The organism is Streptomyces spinoverrucosus (assembly GCF_015712165.1).
Lineage (GTDB): Bacteria > Actinomycetota > Actinomycetes > Streptomycetales > Streptomycetaceae > Streptomyces > Streptomyces spinoverrucosus_A.
The window spans coordinates 6,633,121-6,650,716 of record NZ_JADPZX010000001.1; the positions used below are offsets into that span (position 1 = coordinate 6,633,121).

Sequence of the window (17,596 nt, forward strand, 5' to 3'; positions counted from 1 at the left end):
GGGGTGCTCAGGTGACCGGCAGGAGCCAACGGATCCCACTGGTTGAAAACCTGAGTACGACTGGACTGCCCGGACGTTACCCGCCGGTATGGCGTCTACGACAGGGGGGTCCGGCGAGATGTTCGCTGCGTCACACAGTTGGTGCTTCGTTGATGTTCCTGTTGGTGCTCCAGCGCGCACAGTAGTCGACGGATTTCCCGACTGGCGAGTAATCGCAGGTCCAGCCGCCACTGTTCACGTTAGTCGCACACGCTTACCCTTGATCGCCATGGCACCCACACCAGCCGGTAACCGCAGGACGCGGATCCATGTGGTCAGCGATGTGCACGGCAACGCGCGTGACCTCGCACGCGCCGGGGACGGCGCGGACGCGCTCGTCTGCCTGGGGGACCTGGTCCTGTTCCTCGACTACGCCGACCACTCGCGCGGCATCTTCCCCGACCTGTTCGGCGTCGAGAACGCCGACCGCATCGTCGCCCTGCGCACCGCCCGCCGCTTCGAGGAGGCGCGCGAGCTGGGCGCGCGGCTGTGGGCCGGGATCGGTGAGGACCGGGCCGCGGTGATCGAGCGGGCGGTGCGCAAGCAGTACGCCGAGCTGTTCGCGGCGTTCCCGACGCCGACGTACGCCACGTACGGCAATGTCGACATGCCGCCACTGTGGCGGGAGTACGCCGGGCCGGGCACGACGGTGCTGGACGGCGAGCGGGTGGAGATCGGGGGCCGGGTGTTCGGCTTCGTGGGCGGCGGCCTGCGCACCCCCATGCGCACGCCGTACGAGATCAGCGACGAGGAGTACGCGGCGAAGATCGAGGCGGTGGGCGAGGTCGACGTGCTGTGCACGCACATCCCGCCGGAGGTACCGGAGCTGGTGTACGACACGGTGGCGCGGCGCTTCGAGCGGGGCAGCCGGGCACTGCTGGACGCCATCCGCCGCACCCGCCCCCGTTACTCCCTCTTCGGGCATGTCCACCAGCCGCTCGTCAGCCGGATGCGGATCGGGGCGACCGAGTGTGTGAACGTGGGGCACTTCGCGGGGACGGGCCGGCCCTGGGCGCTTCAGTGGTGAGGCCGGGGGCCGGTTCGCGCAGGTAGCGGTGACGGCGGGTGGGGCGCCGCGCGGTAGCCTTCACGCTGCACACACGTGCGCACGACGACCTCTTGCCGGACCGCATCTGGAGGAGCCACGGCGATGGCGGAACACACCAGCTCGAGCATTGAGATCGAGGCGGCCCCGGCCGACGTCATGGCGGTGATCGCCGACTTCGCCCGCTACCCGGACTGGACCGGTGAGGTGAAGGAGGCGGAGGTCCTCAAGTCCGACGGCGAGGGCCGCGCCGAGCAGGTGCGGCTGGTCATGGACGCCGGCGCGATCAAGGACGACCAGACGCTGGCGTACACCTGGACCGGGGAGCACGAGGTCTCCTGGACGCTGGTGAAGTCCCAGATGCTGCGGTCCCTGGACGGCTCGTACCTCCTGAAGCCGGCGGGCGCGGGCTCGACCGAGGTCACCTACCAGCTGACGGTGGACGTCAAGATCCCGATGCTCGGGATGATCAAGCGCAAGGCCGAGAAGGTGATCATCGACCGGGCGCTGGCGGGCCTGAAGAAGCGGGTCGAGTCCGGGCAGTAGGTTTCCCACCACGCCGTCAGGCCATAGACGGGCGTGCCGCCGACGCCCCGGTACGGTTCACCCTCATGCGCACCATCCTGATCACCGGGCCCGGCGGCAGCGGTCGTACCACCGTCGCCGCGGCCACCGCGCTCGCCGCCGCGCGCGAGGGCATCCGTACGCTCGTCCTCGGCACCGACCGGAACGACAGTCTCGGGGCCGCGCTGGGGACGGCGACCGGACCGGCCCCCGTGGCAGTCGCGCCCGGCCTCACCGCCTGGCGTCCCGACCCCGCCGCCGGTTTCCGGCAGGACCTCGCCCGGCTGCAGGACCGTGCGTCCACCGTGCTCGACCTGCTCGGCGCCAGTCCGCTCGACCCCGGGGAGCTGACCCCGCTCCCCGGCGCCGAAGAACTCGCCACACTCCGCGCCCTGCGCGACGCCGCCCTCGCCGAGGCGCACGACCTGCTGGTCGTCGATCTGCCGCCCGTCCCGCACGCCCTCGCGCTGCTCGCCCTGCCCGAGGAGCTCCGCCGCTATCTGCGCCGCCTGCTGCCGCCCGAGCGGCAGGCCGCCCGCGCCCTGCGCCCCGTACTCGGCCGGCTGGCCGGAGTGCCCATGCCCGCGGAGTGGCTGTACGAGACCGCCGCCCGCTGGGACCTCGAACTCGCCGCCCTGGAGGCCGTCCTGGCCGACAAGGGCACGACCGTACGGCTCGTCGCCGAGCCCTCCCCGGCCGGCCTCGACGCCGTCCACACCGCCACCCTCGGCCTCGCCCTGCGCGGCCTGCGCCCGGACACGCTGATCGCCAACCGGGTGCTCCCGGAGGACGCCGGGGACGGCTGGCTCGCGGGGCCGCTGGCCCAGCAGCGCAAGGCCGTCGACGAGTGGGATGCCGCGTACGACGTACGCCGCGTCCGCCACCTCGGGCACGACCCGCGCGGCACCGACGACCTCGCCGCCCTGGCCGTGCCCGTGGTCGAGGCGGCGCCCGCCCCCGTCGAATGGCCCGTCGAGGACCGGCTCGCCGCGGACGGCGTGCTCGTCTGGCGCATCCCGCTGCCCGGCGCCGTGCGCGAGGACCTCGACCTGGTCCGGCGCGGCGACGAAATCGTCGTCACCGCCGCCGAGTTCCGCCGGGTCGTCCCGCTGCCCTCCGCCCTGCGCCGCTGCACCGTCGCCGGGGCGGGCCTGCGCGAGGGTGAGCTGCGCATCCGGTTCGAACCGGATGCGCAGCTGTGGCCGCGGACGCCGTGAAACCGCTACCCCCGTTCGGGTAACGTCGTAGGGACGACACGTAGTCAGGAGCCCGCCATGAGCGAAGAGCGCCCCCTCCCCGACGCCGCTCAGGAACAGCCGGCCGACGAGCCGCGCCCCACGGGTGACGCCGACGCGTGGGCGACCGCGTGCGCCGAGGACCTGGAGGCGGAGAAGGCCCGCCGCCGGGGCCGGCAGGGGCCGCCGCCCGGCTCGGCGGCCGATGAGCTGCGCCGACTCGTCGACACCGTCGCGGACAAGCTGTCCGGCCTGCAGTCGCCGCTGTTCGGCGCGGTCGCCGGCCCGGCCGCCCAGCAGGTGGTGCAGCAGGTGGTGCAGCAGGCCAAGGCCGCCGTGGAACCCGTGATCGAGCGCAACCCGGACGTCTTCGACCACCTCGCCGCCGCCGGCCACGAACTCCTCGCCGCCTACCGCTCCGCGGTCCAGGCCCAGGAACGCCGCTGGACGTCCGGTACGGACGCCGGCAGCGCCACGGACGAACTGAAGGATCTCGACGAGTCCCCCCGCGACCCCGGCGAGGGCACCGGCCCCGGCCAGCGCATCGACTTGGACTGACCCTCTGCTCGGGTACGGTTGGCCGTAGCGGGGCTCGACCGAAACTGAGGGATTCATGGGACTCACCATCGGCGTCGACATCGGCGGCACGAAGATCGCGGCCGGCGTGGTCGACGAGGAAGGCAACATCCTCTCGACCCACAAGGTGCCGACCCCGGGCACGCCCGAGGGCATCGTGGACGCCATCGCCTCTGCCGTGGAGGGCGCACGCGCGGGGCACGAGATCGTCGGCGTGGGCATCGGTGCCGCCGGATACGTCAACCGGCAGCGCTCGACGGTCTACTTCGCGCCCAACATCGACTGGCGCAACGAGCCGCTCAAGGAGAAGGTCGAGGCCCGCACCGGCCTCCCCGTCGTCGTGGAGAACGACGCCAACGCCGCCGCGTGGGGCGAGTACAAGTTCGGCGCGGGCAAGGGCCACCGCAACGTCATCTGCATCACGCTCGGCACCGGCCTCGGCGGCGGCATCATCATCGGCAACAAGCTGCGCCGCGGGCACTTCGGCGTGGCCGCCGAGTTCGGCCACATCCGGATGGTGCCGGACGGGCTGATGTGCGGCTGCGGCTCGCAGGGCTGCTGGGAGCAGTACGCCTCCGGCCGCGCCCTGGTGCGGTACGCCAAGCAGCGCGCCAACGCCACCCCGGAGAACGCCGAGCTGCTGCTCGGCCTCGGCGACGGCACCCCCGACGGCATCGAGGGCAAGCACATCTCCATGGCCGCCCGCCAGGGCGACCCCGTCGCCGTCGACTCCTACCGCGAGCTCGCCCGCTGGGCCGGCGCGGGCCTGGCCGACCTCGCCTCGCTGTTCGACCCGTCCGCGTTCATCGTCGGCGGCGGGCTGTCCGAGGAGGGCGAGCTGGTCCTGGAGCCGATCCGCAAGTCGTACAAGCGATGGCTCGTGGGCGGCAACTGGCGCCCGGTCGCGGACGTGATCGCCGCGCAGCTCGGCAACAAGGCGGGGCTGGTCGGCGCGGCGGACCTGGCCCGGGAACCCGACCCGATCATGTGATGGTTTCGCCGTCGGGGTTCTGCGCGATTCGGGCTGCGGGTTCGTCGTGGCTGGTCGCGCAGTTCCCCGCGCCCCTGGGGTCGGTGCGGTCCCGTATCTTGACCGCATGGCGACCTCGTTGCTGCCCGACTCCCTTACCGCACCCGACGGTTCCGCCGTCCTCCGCGTCCTCAGCTACAACATCCGCTCCATGCGCGACGACACCACCGCGCTGGCCCGCGTGATCACCGCCTGCGACCCCGACCTGGTCCTGATCCAGGAGGCCCCCCGCTTCTTCCGTTGGCGCAAGAAGCTCGCCCGGCTCGCGGCAGCGTCCGGCCAGGTGATCCTCTCGGGCGGCGCGACCGCCGCCGGACCGGCGCTGCTGTGCTCCCTGCGGGCCACCGTCGAGCGCACCGAGGACGTGCTGCTGCCGCTCACCCCCGGACTGCACCGGCGCGGCTTCGCGACCGCGGTGGTCCGCTTCGGTGGCGCTCGCCTCGGGGTGCTGAGCTGCCATCTCTCGCTCCAGAAGGACGAGCGGTACGAGCAGGCCGGCATGCTCCTCGACCGTGTCGCCGCCCTGGGCACGGAGCATGTGATCGCGGGCGGCGACCTCAACGAACGGCCCGGCGGACGCACCTTCCGGCGCCTGGCCGACGGACTCCAGGACTGCTGGGCCACGGCTCCCTGGGGCGGCGAGTACACCTCGACCCCGGTCGACCCCCACCAGCGCATCGACGCGATCTTCGCGACCAAGGGGATCGAGGTCCTCGGCTGCGGGGTGCCGCACGGTCACCCCGGCGTGACGCAGACAGACCTGAGGGCGGCCACGGACCACCTTCCGGTCCTGGCCGCCCTCAAAGTGCCCGCGAGCTGGACGACCGCCCAGGGTCTGTCCTAGGGCCTGTTGCGAAAGTGGCCTCTGCCGCGCGACGCCCGGCACGCACCCTCGCCGCGCGGCCGCCCTCCGGGCGACGAGGCCACTTTCGCAACAGGCCCTAGACGACCGCCCCCCGCCCCGGATCGTCGTCGTCCTCCTCGTCGGTGCGCATCCGCATCACCAGCGTCGCGAAACCGCCCAGGAAGCCGCCGATGCCGAGCGTGGTCAGCCACCAGGTCATGTCCCAGCCGAGCAGCACCGCCAGCAGAAGCAGCACCGGCCCGCCCAGCACCCCCAGCCAAGCGAACTTGGCCGTGGCGTCGGCGGCGGGCAGCGGCGGCGGCTCCGGCGGTACGAAGTGGCCCTCGTCGTCCTCGCCGAGGTCCTCGTCGGACGGCTCGGGCGGCGAGTAGTCCCGAGGCCCGCCGCCCACGCCCGGCGCGAACGTCACCGAGCTGCCGAGCGGCTTCGGCGTCTCCTTCTGCGGCTTCGGCTCCGGCTCCCGCTCGCCCGCCTCGCCCCCGCCGTCGTTCGGCTCGGCCTCCAGCAGCGCCAGGTCCTCGACCGACTTGAACGGCTTGGCCCCCGGCGGATCCGGCGGCTCCTCACCGAACCCGGCGACGATCGCCGCCCAGGCGGCGTCCTCGTCGAACGGCACCTGCTGCTCACCGGGCTCGTGCCGCTGCCCGGCGCCGGCCTGCCGTTCCTCCCGTTCTTCCCGCTCCTCGCGGTCCTCGCGGTCGGAGTCGTGCTCAGCCACCTGCGGCCGTCCCTTCCTTGCCGACACTGGGTGCGAGCCGGCCGGTGAACGCGAGGCTCTCCTCGAAGATCCGGTCCGCGTCGTGGTCCAACGTCGCGACGTGGTAGCTCTGTTCCAGCAGGACCTCCCGCACGTCCGTGGACGACACCCGGCTGAGGATCCGCGCCGAGTCGGCCGGCGGCACCACATGGTCCTGCGGGCTGTGCAGCACCAGCAGCGGCTGCGTGACCTGCGGCAACTCGCCGTCGACGATGCGGAAGAAGCTCCGCAGGGAGTGCGCGGCGTGCAGCGGGACCCGGTCGTAGCCGACCTCCACGACGCCGGGCCTGGCGATGTCGCTGGTGATGCCCGGCGTCGTCCGCACGAGATGGCGGGCGACCGGCAGGGCGTACGCCGACAGTCCGTGCACCTTGTTCGCCGGGTTGACGACCACGACACCGCTGACCGCGTCCCCGTGCCGGGCCGCGAGCCGCAGCGCGAGGGCGCCGCCCATGGACAGGCCGAACACGAACACCTGCGCGCACCGGCGGCTGAGGGCGCGCAGCTCGCGGTCCACCTCGGCGTACCAGTCCTGCCAGCCCGTGAGCTCCATGTCCTCCCATCGCGTGCCGTGCCCGGGCAGCAGTGGCAGCGTGACGGTCAGGCCGTGCTCGGCGAGATACTCCGCCCAGGGGCGCAGTGACTGGGGGGAACCGGTGAAGCCGTGGCAGAGCAGGACGCCGACTTCTCCGCCGTCATGGCGGTACGGCTCGGCTCCAGGAAGGACCGGCACCTTCGGTCTCCTGTTCATGTGAGAGGGGCGTGAAACGAGTCCAGGTGTGCTTCACCGTACGCGACCGCACTGACACCGACCAGGGTCGTCGGGTTCATTGGTCGGCCGCCGGGTTAAGGTCTGATCGACAGACACAGGAGGCACTCGGTTGTTGTACGGCGCGATGAAGGTTTCCGTCGGGGGACCGCTGAAGCTTGTCTTCCGGCCCTGGGTGGAGGGCCTGGAGAACGTCCCCGCCGAGGGCCCCGCGATCCTGGCGAGCAACCACCTGTCGTTCTCCGACTCGTTCTTCCTGCCCGCGGTGCTCGACCGGAAGGTCACCTTCATCGCGAAGGCCGAGTACTTCACCACCCCCGGCGTCAAGGGCCGCCTGACCGCCGCGTTCTTCAAGGGCGTCGGCCAGCTCCCGGTGGACCGCTCCGGGGCGCGGGGAGCCGGCGAGGCCGCGATCAAGAGCGGCATAGAGGTCATCGAGCGCGGTGAGCTGTTCGGCATCTACCCCGAGGGCACCCGCTCGCCCGACGGCCGCCTCTACCGTGGCAAGCCCGGCGGCCTCGCGCGCGTGGCGCTCGCCACCGGCGCCCCCGTCATCCCGGTCGCGATGATCGACACGGAGAAGATCCAGCCGCCCGGCAAGGTCGTGCCGAAGCTGATGCGGCCCGGCATCCGGATAGGCAAGCCGCTGGACTTCGGCCGCTACCAGGGCATGGAACACGACCGTTTCGTGCTCCGCGCGGTGACCGACGAGGTCATGTACGAGATCATGAAGCTCTCCGGCCAGGAGTACGTCGACATGTACGCGACCGCGGCCAAGCGGCAGATCGCGGAGGCGGCCAAGGCGGAGAAGGAAGCGGCCAAGGCGGCCAAGGCCGCGCTCGCGCAGGCCGAGAAGGAACTGGCCCAGAAGGAAGCTCAGAAGGAAAAGGAACAGCGGGCCGACCAGTAGTAACCGGGGGGCGGGGGGACATGGCCAGACGCGAGAGAGTCATGCGGATGTCGGTCGAGCAGCCGCTGTGGCGTGCGCTCACGGGATACCGCGTCCTGACGATGCTGTACGCGATCGGGCTCTTCGCGAGCGCCTACGACGAGGTCGCCCGGCCCCGGATCGCCATCGCCTACTACGCCGTACTGGCCGTGTGGACCCTGGCCACCCTGCCCCGCGTCGCGAACGCCGCGAGCTGCACCAAGCGCTTCCTCGCCGTCGACCTCGCCGTCGCCCTGGCCGGCATCCTGCTCACCCGGGTCGTCGAGTCCCCCGAGCGGATCGAGGCCGGCGCCCCGACCCTGCCGTCGATATGGACGGCGGGCGCCGTGCTGGCCTTCGCCATCAAGGGCGGCTGGCGCTGGGCCGCCTTCGCCTCCACGCTGGTCGCCGCCGCCAACCTGGTCCACCGCTCCGGCGTACCGACCCGCGACACCGTCCACATGGTGCTGCTGGTCTGGATCGCCTCCATCGCCATCGGGTACGTCGTCGAGGTCGCCCGCGCCTCCGAACGCACCCTGGCCCGCGCCCTGGAGATCGAGGCCGCGACCCGGGAGCGGGAGCGGCTCGCCCGGGACATCCACGACAGCGTGCTCCAGGTGCTGGCGATGGTGCAGCGGCGCGGCGCGGTCATCGGCGGTGAGGCGGCCGAGCTGGGGCGGCTGGCCGGTGAGCAGGAGGTGGCCCTGCGCACGCTGGTGTCCGGCGGCCTGGTGCCCGTCTCCCGGGTCTCGGAGGACGTCGCCGAGGGCGCGGTCGTACGCACCGTCGAGGAACCGGACGACGACGCCGGCCCCGTCGATCTGCGCGTGCTGCTCGCCCCGTACGCCGCCGCCCGGGTCAGCCTCGCCGAGCCCGGCGCGCCCGTCCTGCTGCCGCCGCCCGCGGCGCGGGAACTGGCCGCCGCCGTGTCGGCGGCCCTGGACAACGTCCGCAAGCACGCCGGTGCGGGCGCCCGGGCCTGGATCCTGGTCGAGGACGAGCCCGACGAGGTGATCGTGACCGTCCGCGACGACGGCCCCGGCATCCCCGAGGGTCGCCTCGCGCAGGCCGAGGGCGAGGGACGGCTCGGCGTGGCGCTGTCCATCCGGGGCCGGCTGCGCGACCTGGGCGGCACGGCCGAGCTGATATCGACGTCCGGACAGGGCACGGAAGTCGAGCTGAAGGTACCGAAGCAGATGGCACGGGGGCAGCGATGAGCGAACGGCAGGACCCGATCAAGGTGATGGTGGTCGACGACCACCCCATGTGGCGCGACGCGGTCGCCCGCGACCTGGCCGAGTCGGGCTTCGAGGTGGTCGCCACCGCGGGCGACGGCGACCAGGCGGTACGCCGCGCCAAGGCGGCCGCGCCCGACGTCCTCGTCCTGGACCTCAACCTGCCCGCCAAGCCCGGCGTCCAGGTCTGCAAGGAACTCGTCGCCCACAACCCGGCGCTGCGCGTCCTGGTGCTCTCGGCGAGCGGTGAGCACGCCGACGTGCTGGAGGCGGTGAAGTCCGGCGCGACCGGCTATCTGCTGAAGTCGGCGTCCACGGAGGAGTTGCTGGACGCGGTACGCAGTACGGCCGTCGGCGACCCGGTCTTCACGCCGGGCCTGGCGGGGCTGGTGCTCGGCGAGTACCGGCGCCTCGCCTCCGACCCGGCGCCCGGCGCGGCGACGGACACCGACGAGCCCAAGGCGCCCCGGCTGACCGACCGCGAGACCGAGGTGCTGCGGCTGGTCGCCAAGGGCCTGAGCTACAAGCAGATCGCCGAACGGCTGGTCATCTCCCACCGCACGGTCCAGAACCACGTGCAGAACACCCTCGGCAAGCTCCAGTTGCACAACCGCGTGGAACTGGTGCGGTACGCGATAGAGCGCGGCCTCGACGAGGAGTGAACCCAAACGCCCGGCAATTCACCGGAATTACCCGCCCGGGCCATGCCGTAGTGACCTGAATCACCATTAGCGTGCTCGTACGGCACACGGCACACGGCAACCGCGGCGAAGGGACAATTCCATGCGGGTCGGAGTACTGACCGGAGGCGGCGACTGCCCCGGGCTCAACGCCGTCATCCGGGGCATCGTCCGCAAGGGCGTGCAGGAGTACGGCTACGACTTCACCGGCTTCCGGGACGGCTGGCGAGGTCCGCTCGACGGTGACGTCATGCGCCTCGACATCCCGGCCGTGCGCGGCATCCTGCCCCGCGGCGGCACCATCCTCGGCTCCTCGCGCACCAACCCGTTCCAACACGAGGGCGGCGTCGCCCGGATCAAGGAGAACCTCGCCAAGCAGGAGGTCGACGCGCTCATCGTGATCGGCGGCGAGGACACCCTCGGCGTCGCCGCACGGCTGTCCGACGAGTACGGCGTGCCCTGCGTCGGCGTCCCGAAGACGATAGACAACGACCTGTCCGCCACGGACTACACCTTCGGCTTCGACACCGCCGTCGGCATCGCGACCGAGGCGATCGACCGCCTGCACACCACCGCCGAGTCGCATATGCGGGTCCTGGTCGTCGAGGTGATGGGCCGTCACACCGGGTGGATAGCGATTCACTCCGGCCTGGCCGGCGGCGCCAACGTCATCCTCATCCCCGAGCAGCGCTTCGACGTCGACCAGGTGTGCGCCTGGGTGACGTCCCGGTTCAAGGCGTCGTACGCCCCCATCGTCGTCGTCGCCGAGGGGGCCATGCCGAAGGACGGCGACGTGGTCCTCAAGGACGAGAGCCTCGACTCCTTCGGGCATGTGCGGCTGTCCGGGGTCGGTGAGTGGCTCGCCAAGGAGATCGAGCGGCGGACCGGCAAGGAGGCCCGCACGACCGTCCTCGGGCACGTCCAGCGCGGCGGCACGCCCAGCGCCTTCGACCGCTGGCTCGCCACCCGCTTCGGCCTGCACGCCATCGACTGTGTCCGCGACGGCGACTTCGGCACGATGGTCGCCCTGCGCGGCACCGACATCGTCCGGGTCCCGATCGCCGAGGCCACGGCCCGGCTGAAGACGGTCGACCTCAAGCTCTACGAGGAGGTCGGGGTGTTCTTCGGCTGACCGGCGTCGCACGGGCGGTCGTACGGGCAGTCGTACGGGTATGGACCGTATATTCGGCGTATTCGGCCCATACCCGTACAGAACAGGAGATGTCGTGGAAATCCTGGCCTTCGGTGTGCAGGCCGACGAGAAGCCCCTGATCGAGCGAGCCTTCCGGGGCCGCCACGACATCCGCTGTCTGGACGTCTTCCTCACCGAGGACACCGCCCCCATCGCCGCCGGCCACGAGATCGTCTCCACCAGCGTCAACGCCGACCTCGGCGCGCCGGTCCTGGCCACCCTCGCCTCCGGCGGGACCCGGATGATCGCCCAGCGTTCGACCGGCTTCAACAACATCGACCTCGACGTGGCCGAGCGGCTCGGCATGACGGTGGCCCGGGTGTCGTACTACTCGCCGTACGCGGTCGCCGAGTTCGCCTGGGCCCTCGCCATGGCCGTCAACCGCCGTGTCGTCCGCGCCTCCACCCGCACCCGCGACTTCGACTTCCGGCTCGACGGCCTGATGGGCCGCGACATGCACGGCCGCACCGCCGGCGTCCTCGGCACCGGCAAGATCGGCGAGGTGTTCGCCCGGATCGCGCACGGCTTCGGCATGCGGCTGCTCGGCTGGGACATCGCCGAGAACCCCGAATGCATGCAACTGGGCATGACGTACGTCCCCAAGGAGCAACTGCTCGCCGAGTCCGACCTGATCACCCTGCACGTACCGCTGATGCCGGAGACCCGGCACCTGATCGACGCGCCCGCCCTGAAGGCGATGAAGGACGACGCGATCCTGATCAACTCCAGCCGCGGCGGCCTCATCGACACCGCCGCCCTCGTCCACGAGCTGCGCGCGGGCCGGTTCACGGGCGTCGGCCTCGATGTGTACGAGGCGGAAGCCGGGCTGTTCTTCCTCGACAAGTCCCTCCAGGCCATCGAGGACGACACCCTCGCCCGCCTCGTCACCTTCCCGAACGTCCTGGTCACCTCGCACCAGGCGTACTACACCGAGGACGCCGTCGGTGAGATCGTCGACGCCACGGTGAAGAACGTCCTCGACTACAGGGCCGGCCGCCGCTCGGAGAACGTGCTGGTGCCGCGCAGCTGACCGACCAGCTCCCGCACGATGTCCGCACCGTTCAGCGTCAGCACCGACTCCGCGTGGAACTGCACGCCGGCGAACCCCGGTCCGCGCAGGGCGTGCACCTCACCGGATTCGCTGCGGCCGACCTCGATCCCGTGCGCGGCCAGCTCCGCCGCGGTCTCGTCGTCGCAGCGCGCCACGAAGCTGTTGTAGAAGCCGACGGTCTCGGCCCGCCCGAACAGGTCGACCGTCGTCTGCGCCCCCTGGTACGGCACCTCCTTGCGGACGATGTCCAGCCCCAGCTCGGCCGCGATCAGCTCGTGCCCCAGGCAGACACCGAGCACCCCGTGCCGGTGACCGCGGATCACCTCGGCGGTCAGTTCCCGCAGGAACCGCATCTTCGGATCGCCCAGGTCGGACGGGTCGCCGGGGCCGGGTCCGATGACCAGCGGCCCCTCGTGCGCGAGCACGGCCTCGCGCAGACCGGGTTCGTCGTAGCGGCGGACGGTGACGGTGAGGCCCGAGGACCGCAGCACGTGGGCGAGCATCACCGTGAAGGTGTCCTCGCCGTCGACGACCAGGGCGTGCCCGGTGAGGTCCTCCGTCGGCTCCTGCATCCGCAGCCAGAAGGGCGCGAGGGAGGCCCGGCGTCCGTCCAGCGCGGCCCGCACCCGGGGGTCGTCGGCCAGCCTCGGCCGTACGGCCTCCTCGCGCGGCCGCTGCTCCCGCACACCCAGCGCCGCCAGTACCCCCGCCGCCTTGGCGTGGGTCTCCGCGACCTCGCCCGCCGGGTCCGAGCCGCGCACCAGCGTGGCGCCCACCGGCACCCGCAGCCGCCCTGCCGCGTCGATGTCGGCGGTGCGGATGAGGATGGGGGAGTCCAGCGTCTGCGCCCCGCCCGAGTCCCGGCCGAGCAGGGCGAGGGCCCCGCCGTAGTAGCCGCGTCCGCCGGCCTCGTACCGCTCGATGACCCGGCAGGCGTTCTGCACGGGGGAGCCGGTGACGGTGGCGGCGAACATGGTCTCCTTCAGCACCTCGCGCACATCCAGCGACGACTTGCCGCGCAGCTCGTACTCGGTGTGCGCCAGGTGCGCCATCTCCTTCAGCCGCGGCCCCACGACCACCCCGCCCATGTCGCCGACCGCGCACATCATCTTGAGCTCCTCGTCGACGACCATCGACAGCTCCTCGATCTCCTTGCCGTCGGCGAGGAAGCCGAGCAGGTGCTCGGGAGTGGGCCCCTCGGCGGGATAGCGGTACGTCCCGCTGATCGGGTTCATGACGACCGTGCCGCCGGCCATCCGCACGTGCACCTCGGGGCTGGCGCCGACCAGGGTCCGGTCCCCGGTGTGGACGACGAAGGTCCAGTAGGCACCCCGCTCGCCCTCCAGCAGCCGCCGGAACAGCGCCAGCGCGTCGGCGCGGCCGAACCCCGGGATCCCGCCCTCGTACGTCCGCCGGATCACGAAGTTGGCGCCCTCGCCCCGCCCGATCTCCTCCCGCAGCACGCGCCCGACGATCCCGGCGTACTCCTCGTCCCCGACGTCGAAGCCGCCGCCCTCGACGCGCACCGCGTGCGTCGGGAGCCGACGCAGCGCCTCGGCGAGCGGGATGTCGTACGACTCCTCGGGGGTGAGGGCCAGCAGCGGGGTGCCGTCGTCGCGGACGTCGAAGCCGCGCTCGCGGATCTGGCGGTGCGGGACGAGCGCCAGGCCCTCGTCGGGGAGGTCGGCGAGCCGGTCGTACGCCGTCACCGGGCCGAGCAGCAGTTCCACGGTGTCGTGGTCACGGCCCGGCGTGCGGCGGTGGAGCAGGGCGAAGGGGCGGTCGTCGTGCGGGAGCTGTGCCAGGTCCATGGTTTCCTCTTCCGTCGTCGTGATCGGTTCGAGGAACGGCCCGCAAACGCCGAAGGCCGCCCCTCGGGCGGCCTTCGCGAAGTCTTGGGTACGCGCAGTCAGTGGGCCGCCGGAGAAGCGGTCCACCACCAGTTCTGGATCGAGTGCGCGAACATATGCCGCACCTTACCCCATGTCCGCACTGCGTTACCGGCGTCTCACTTCCTGGGCATGGGCAGGAAGGCCGGACATCACCCCGTAATGTTGAGGTTGTGACCGTGAACGCTAAGACCAGCTCCCACGCTGGCAACACCTGGCGAGACCTGCCCGCGGCGCAGCAGCCCGAGTACCCCGACCCCGAGGCTCTGCGCGCAGTCGTTGCGGAGCTGGAGTCGTATCCGCCGCTCGTCTTCGCGGGCGAGTGCGACCAGCTGCGCGCCCGGATGGCGGCCGTCGCCAGGGGAGAGGCGTTCCTCCTCCAGGGCGGCGACTGCGCCGAGGCCTTCGACGCGGTGTCGGCCGACCAGATCCGCAACAAGCTCAAGACCCTGCTCCAGATGGGCGCCGTGCTGACGTACGCCGCGTCCGTGCCCGTGGTGAAGGTGGGCCGCATCGCCGGCCAGTACTCCAAGCCGCGCTCCAAGCCGACCGAGACCCGCGACGGCGTGACCCTGCCGGTCTACCGCGGCGACTCCGTCAACGGCTTCGACTTCACCGAGGCCAGCCGGATCCCGGACCCGGAGCGGCTGAAGCGGATGTACCACGCCTCCGCCTCCACGCTGAACCTGGTCCGCGCCTTCACCACCGGCGGCTACGCCGACCTGCGCCAGGTGCACGCCTGGAACCAGGACTTCGTGCGCTCCTCGCCGTCCGGCCAGCGCTACGAGCAGCTCGCCCGCGAGATCGACAACGCGCTGAACTTCATGCACGCCTGCGGGGCCGACCCGGAGGAGTTCAAGACCGTCGAGTTCTACTCCTCGCACGAGGCGCTGCTGCTGGACTACGAGTCCGCGCTGACCAGGGTCGACTCGCGCACCGGGCAGCTGTACGACGTCTCGGCGCACATGGTGTGGATCGGTGAGCGCACCCGGCAGTTCGACCACGCGCACATCGAGTTCGCCTCGAAGATCCGCAACCCGATCGGCATCAAGCTCGGCCCGACGACCACGCCCGAGGAGGCGCTGCAGTACATCGAGCGCCTCGACCCCGAGCGTGAGCCCGGCCGGCTGACCTTCGTCGTCCGCATGGGCGCGGACAAGATCCGCGACCGGCTCCCCGAGCTGGTCGAGAAGGTCACGGCGTCCGGCGCGACCGTCGCCTGGGTGACCGACCCGATGCACGGCAACACCTTCGAGGCGGCCTCCGGCCACAAGACCCGACGCTTCGACGACGTGCTCGACGAGGTCAAGGGCTTCTTCGAGGTCCACAAGGGCCTCGGCACCCACCCGGGCGGCATCCACGTCGAGCTGACCGGCGACGACGTCACCGAGTGCGTGGGCGGCGGCGACGAGATCTTCGTCGACGATCTGCACCAGCGCTACGAGACGGCCTGCGACCCGCGGCTGAACCGCAGCCAGTCGCTGGACCTGGCGTTCCTGGTCGCGGAGATGTACAGGGACCAGTAGCCGGTTCGCCTGTTACCAGGGCATGCGGTGGGGCGCGGATCACATACGATCCGCGCCCCGCCACTTTTGCGGTCCGGGTGGGCCGGGTAAGGTTAGGTTAGCCTCACCGATCAACGGGGACGGCACCATCAATCGACCCCTGCGGGAGGTGAACCGCGTGTACGTCTGCAGTTGCTTCGGCATCACCGAGCAGCAGGTCAAGCAGCACGCGGAGAACGGCGCCTGCACCCCCCGCCAGATAGCCTCGGCCTCCAAGGCGGGCACGGACTGCGGCTCCTGCGTCCGTCGTATCCAGGCACTCCTGGGCCGGGGTACCTGCCCACGCCGTGAACTGGCCGACAAGGGCAAGCCGGTCCTCTCCGAGGTCGCGGGCCTCGACGAAGCCGCCTAACTCGGCTGCTCGATCTGCTGCGCGATGTACAGCGCCTCGCCGAGCTTGTCGACGAGTTCCAGCTGTGTGTCCAGGTAGTCGATGTGGTGCTCCTCGTCCGCGAGGATCCACTCGAAGATGTTCGCGGACGTGATGTCGCCCTTGGTGCGCATCACCTCGATACCCCGCTTGAGGCGGTCGATCGCCTCGACCTCGATCTGCCGGTCGGCCTGGAACATCTCGGTGACCGTCTGGCCGACCCGTACGTGGAACAGTCGCTGGTAGTTGGGCAGGCCGTCCAGCATGAGGATGCGCTCGGTGATCTTGTCCGCGTGCTTCATCTCATCGATGGACTCTTCACGCGTGTACTTGGCGAGCTTGGTCCAGCCTTTGTTGTCCTGGATCCGGTAGTGCAGCCAGTACTGGTTGATCGCCGTGAGCTCGCCGGTGAGCTGCTCGTTCAGGAATTCGAGGACCTCGGGGTCGCCCTGCATCGCTTCAGGCTCCTTCTGAACCGGGGGGAACTGCCAGGTTGCGCCGCATGATTGCACCGGCGACAAAGATCGTCCAGTAAGTCTTCACTTAGTAAGTAAGTGCATGCTTAGTCCTGTTTGGGATGAATTGAGAAGGGGTGGTCCGGTGCACTGTCCTGGGTCTGTCAGGATGGAGTCATGGGTCACCCGGTGGAGCGCGAATCTGGAGCAGCGGCATCGTTCGAGCTTCCGCCGGGGCAGCGAGTGCAGCGCGGATGGCCGGTCACGCACTACGGTCCGGTGCCCAAGTTCCGGCCCGAGCGCTGGGAGTTCAGGGTCTTCGGCACCACCGCCGACGGGGAGAAGCGCTGCTGGACCCACGAGGAGTTCACGGCTCTGCCGTACACCACCGTGGTGGCCGATCTGCACTGCGTCACGAAGTTCAGCATGCTCGGCGCGGAATGGGGCGGCATCCCCGCCCGCACCATCCTGGACCTCGCGCCGCCCGCCCCGAACGTCACCCATGTGATGGTGTGGGCGGAGTACGGCTTCAGCTCCAATCTCCGGCTGTCGGACTTCGCCTCCGAGCACGCGATCTTCGCCACCCACAAGGACGGCGAACTCCTCACCGCCGAGCACGGCTTCCCGCTCCGCCTGATCATCCCGCACCTGTACGCCTGGAAGGGTCCGAAGTGGGTGCGCGGCGTGGAGTACATGACCGCCGACCGTCGCGGCTTCTGGGAGGAGCGCGGCTATCACAACATCGGCGATCCGTGGAAGGAGCAGCGCTACTCGTACCAGGAGGAGCCCGGGGACGGCCCCGAGCTCTGACTCCTCGTACGGTGCCCGGTGGAGGTACTTGCGGTGCTCAGTGGTGGTACTGGTGCACCACCGCGTGGCCCTTGCCGCGGCCGATCATCCACTTGTTGACCGGGACCGTGACCACGAAGGCGACCGCGAGGGCGATCGCGAGCACGAACCAGAACAGCGCGGTGTCCAGGCCGGCGTCCATCGCGCCGGGCCAGAACGCGATCACGCCGTTGTCGGCCAGTTCCATCACGGCGATGGACAGCGTGTCCGCGGCGAGTGCCACGCGGATGGCGGCGCGCAGGCCGACGCCCGACTTCAGCACCCCGCGCAGGGTGAGCGCGTAGCCGAAGAAGAAGGCGAGTACGACCGCCAGGACGAGTGTCGGTACGTCGCCCCAGCCGAGCGCGGTGCCGATGACCATGCCGAGCACCTCGCCGATGGCGCAGCCGGTGAGGCAGTGCAGGGTGGCCTGGACGGCCGTGGGCCAGTCGGCGGGGTGTGTGCGTGGGCGTGCTGGGCGTGTTCGTGCTCTGTGTGTCCGTGCTGCATGTGTGCCCCCAAT

At 71.0% G+C, this 17,596-nt stretch carries 19 protein-coding genes and 1 pseudogene; 14 read left to right on the forward strand and 6 right to left on the reverse strand.

What is annotated here, in order from left to right; translation table 11 throughout:
- Positions 1-268 precede the first annotated feature (268 nt).
- The 6 genes from I2W78_RS30105 to I2W78_RS30130 all read left to right on the forward strand — a co-directional run bounded on the left by I2W78_RS30105 (position 269) and on the right by I2W78_RS30130 (position 5,333).
- Complete coding sequence (locus I2W78_RS30105; RefSeq protein ID WP_196463386.1) at positions 269-1,066, forward strand: metallophosphoesterase family protein; 798 nt, start codon at positions 269-271, stop codon at positions 1,064-1,066.
- A gap of 123 nt (positions 1,067-1,189) precedes the next feature.
- Positions 1,190-1,630 (forward strand): SRPBCC family protein, encoded by a 441-nt coding sequence (locus tag I2W78_RS30110; protein WP_196463387.1) that lies wholly within the window; start codon positions 1,190-1,192, stop codon positions 1,628-1,630.
- 65 nt (positions 1,631-1,695) lie between these two features.
- On the forward strand, positions 1,696-2,865 hold the full coding sequence (locus I2W78_RS30115) for an ArsA family ATPase (RefSeq protein ID WP_196463388.1): 1,170 nt from the start codon (positions 1,696-1,698) through the stop codon (positions 2,863-2,865).
- A gap of 57 nt (positions 2,866-2,922) precedes the next feature.
- Complete coding sequence (locus I2W78_RS30120; protein ID WP_196463389.1) at positions 2,923-3,441, forward strand: DUF5304 domain-containing protein; 519 nt, start codon at positions 2,923-2,925, stop codon at positions 3,439-3,441.
- Between the two features lie 55 nt (positions 3,442-3,496).
- Positions 3,497-4,450: an ROK family glucokinase gene (locus I2W78_RS30125; protein ID WP_196463390.1), complete on the forward strand. Its 954-nt coding sequence runs from the start codon at positions 3,497-3,499 to the stop codon at positions 4,448-4,450.
- 106 nt (positions 4,451-4,556) lie between these two features.
- The gene (locus I2W78_RS30130) at positions 4,557-5,333 is read left to right on the forward strand and encodes an endonuclease/exonuclease/phosphatase family protein (protein WP_196463391.1); all 777 of its coding nucleotides are present in this window, start codon (positions 4,557-4,559) and stop codon (positions 5,331-5,333) included.
- A gap of 97 nt (positions 5,334-5,430) precedes the next feature.
- Here I2W78_RS30130 and I2W78_RS30135 read toward each other — a convergent pair whose 3' ends face one another.
- Positions 5,431-6,072, reverse strand: coding sequence for a hypothetical protein (locus tag I2W78_RS30135; protein WP_196463392.1), 642 nt, complete (start codon positions 6,070-6,072; stop codon positions 5,431-5,433).
- Positions 6,065-6,844 carry an alpha/beta hydrolase gene (locus I2W78_RS30140; RefSeq protein ID WP_196463393.1) on the reverse strand — a complete coding sequence of 260 codons (780 nt, stop codon included), beginning with the start codon at positions 6,842-6,844 and terminating at the stop codon, positions 6,065-6,067. The genes I2W78_RS30135 and I2W78_RS30140 overlap by 8 nt, the downstream gene beginning before the upstream one ends.
- 163 nt (positions 6,845-7,007) lie before the next feature.
- Between I2W78_RS30140 and I2W78_RS30145 the strand changes: the two genes are divergently transcribed.
- The 5 genes from I2W78_RS30145 to I2W78_RS30165 all read left to right on the forward strand — a co-directional run bounded on the left by I2W78_RS30145 (position 7,008) and on the right by I2W78_RS30165 (position 11,945).
- Positions 7,008-7,790 carry a lysophospholipid acyltransferase family protein gene (locus I2W78_RS30145; protein WP_196463394.1) on the forward strand — a complete coding sequence of 261 codons (783 nt, stop codon included), beginning with the start codon at positions 7,008-7,010 and terminating at the stop codon, positions 7,788-7,790.
- A 20-nt stretch (positions 7,791-7,810) separates the two neighbouring features.
- Positions 7,811-9,025: a MacS family sensor histidine kinase gene (gene macS, locus I2W78_RS30150; protein ID WP_196463395.1), complete on the forward strand. Its 1,215-nt coding sequence runs from the start codon at positions 7,811-7,813 to the stop codon at positions 9,023-9,025.
- The gene (locus I2W78_RS30155; RefSeq protein ID WP_196463396.1) at positions 9,022-9,705 is read left to right on the forward strand and encodes a response regulator; all 684 of its coding nucleotides are present in this window, start codon (positions 9,022-9,024) and stop codon (positions 9,703-9,705) included. The genes macS and I2W78_RS30155 overlap by 4 nt, the downstream gene beginning before the upstream one ends.
- 121 nt (positions 9,706-9,826) lie before the next feature.
- On the forward strand, positions 9,827-10,855 hold the full coding sequence (locus I2W78_RS30160) for a 6-phosphofructokinase (protein ID WP_196463397.1): 1,029 nt from the start codon (positions 9,827-9,829) through the stop codon (positions 10,853-10,855).
- A gap of 94 nt (positions 10,856-10,949) precedes the next feature.
- Entirely contained in the window at positions 10,950-11,945 is a 996-nt protein-coding gene (locus tag I2W78_RS30165; protein ID WP_196463398.1) for a 2-hydroxyacid dehydrogenase, read from the forward strand.
- Here the strand turns inward: I2W78_RS30165 and I2W78_RS30170 are convergent.
- Complete coding sequence (locus I2W78_RS30170; RefSeq protein WP_196463399.1) at positions 11,897-13,777, reverse strand: anthranilate synthase family protein; 1,881 nt, start codon at positions 13,775-13,777, stop codon at positions 11,897-11,899. The two genes, I2W78_RS30165 and I2W78_RS30170, sit on opposite strands and share 49 nt — an antisense overlap.
- Before the next feature lie 98 nt (positions 13,778-13,875).
- Positions 13,876-13,932: a trp operon leader peptide gene (locus I2W78_RS41765; RefSeq protein ID WP_142195936.1), complete on the reverse strand. Its 57-nt coding sequence runs from the start codon at positions 13,930-13,932 to the stop codon at positions 13,876-13,878.
- Between the two features lie 96 nt (positions 13,933-14,028).
- Between I2W78_RS41765 and I2W78_RS30180 the strand changes: the two genes are divergently transcribed.
- Both I2W78_RS30180 and I2W78_RS30185 read left to right on the forward strand, forming a co-directional pair.
- Entirely contained in the window at positions 14,029-15,381 is a 1,353-nt protein-coding gene (locus I2W78_RS30180) for a class II 3-deoxy-7-phosphoheptulonate synthase (protein ID WP_196463400.1), read from the forward strand.
- A 148-nt stretch (positions 15,382-15,529) separates the two neighbouring features.
- Complete coding sequence (locus I2W78_RS30185) at positions 15,530-15,772, forward strand: (2Fe-2S)-binding protein (RefSeq protein ID WP_196463401.1); 243 nt, start codon at positions 15,530-15,532, stop codon at positions 15,770-15,772.
- Here the strand turns inward: I2W78_RS30185 and bfr are convergent.
- The gene (gene bfr, locus I2W78_RS30190; protein ID WP_196463402.1) at positions 15,769-16,245 is read right to left on the reverse strand and encodes a bacterioferritin; all 477 of its coding nucleotides are present in this window, start codon (positions 16,243-16,245) and stop codon (positions 15,769-15,771) included. The two genes, I2W78_RS30185 and bfr, sit on opposite strands and share 4 nt — an antisense overlap.
- Before the next feature lie 177 nt (positions 16,246-16,422).
- On the opposite strand from bfr, the gene I2W78_RS30195 reads away from it, so the two are divergent.
- On the forward strand, positions 16,423-17,055 hold the full coding sequence (locus tag I2W78_RS30195; RefSeq protein WP_196463403.1) for a sulfite oxidase-like oxidoreductase: 633 nt from the start codon (positions 16,423-16,425) through the stop codon (positions 17,053-17,055).
- 37 nt (positions 17,056-17,092) lie between these two features.
- Here the strand turns inward: I2W78_RS30195 and I2W78_RS30200 are convergent.
- A pseudogene (locus tag I2W78_RS30200) lies at positions 17,093-17,583 on the reverse strand (DUF4396 domain-containing protein).
- Positions 17,584-17,596 lie beyond the last annotated feature (13 nt).

What these genes read in the sequence shown, in the direction of transcription:
- I2W78_RS30195 (WP_196463403.1), top strand. Translation starts at nt 16,423, where the DNA reads ATGGGTCACCCGGTGGAGCGCGAATCTGGAGCAGCGGCATCGTTCGAG.
- I2W78_RS30110 (WP_196463387.1), top strand. Translation starts at nt 1,190, where the DNA reads ATGGCGGAACACACCAGCTCGAGCATTGAGATCGAGGCGGCCCCGGCC.
- I2W78_RS30105 (WP_196463386.1), top strand. Translation starts at nt 269, where the DNA reads ATGGCACCCACACCAGCCGGTAACCGCAGGACGCGGATCCATGTGGTC.
- I2W78_RS30145 (WP_196463394.1), top strand. Translation starts at nt 7,008, where the DNA reads ATGAAGGTTTCCGTCGGGGGACCGCTGAAGCTTGTCTTCCGGCCCTGG.
- macS (WP_196463395.1), top strand. Translation starts at nt 7,811, where the DNA reads ATGGCCAGACGCGAGAGAGTCATGCGGATGTCGGTCGAGCAGCCGCTG.
- I2W78_RS30130 (WP_196463391.1), top strand. Translation starts at nt 4,557, where the DNA reads ATGGCGACCTCGTTGCTGCCCGACTCCCTTACCGCACCCGACGGTTCC.
- I2W78_RS30170 (WP_196463399.1), bottom strand. Translation starts at nt 13,777, where the DNA reads ATGGACCTGGCACAGCTCCCGCACGACGACCGCCCCTTCGCCCTGCTC.
- I2W78_RS30120 (WP_196463389.1), top strand. Translation starts at nt 2,923, where the DNA reads ATGAGCGAAGAGCGCCCCCTCCCCGACGCCGCTCAGGAACAGCCGGCC.
- bfr (WP_196463402.1), bottom strand. Translation starts at nt 16,245, where the DNA reads ATGCAGGGCGACCCCGAGGTCCTCGAATTCCTGAACGAGCAGCTCACC.
- I2W78_RS30115 (WP_196463388.1), top strand. Translation starts at nt 1,696, where the DNA reads ATGCGCACCATCCTGATCACCGGGCCCGGCGGCAGCGGTCGTACCACC.
- I2W78_RS30160 (WP_196463397.1), top strand. Translation starts at nt 9,827, where the DNA reads ATGCGGGTCGGAGTACTGACCGGAGGCGGCGACTGCCCCGGGCTCAAC.
- I2W78_RS30125 (WP_196463390.1), top strand. Translation starts at nt 3,497, where the DNA reads ATGGGACTCACCATCGGCGTCGACATCGGCGGCACGAAGATCGCGGCC.
- I2W78_RS30155 (WP_196463396.1), top strand. Translation starts at nt 9,022, where the DNA reads ATGAGCGAACGGCAGGACCCGATCAAGGTGATGGTGGTCGACGACCAC.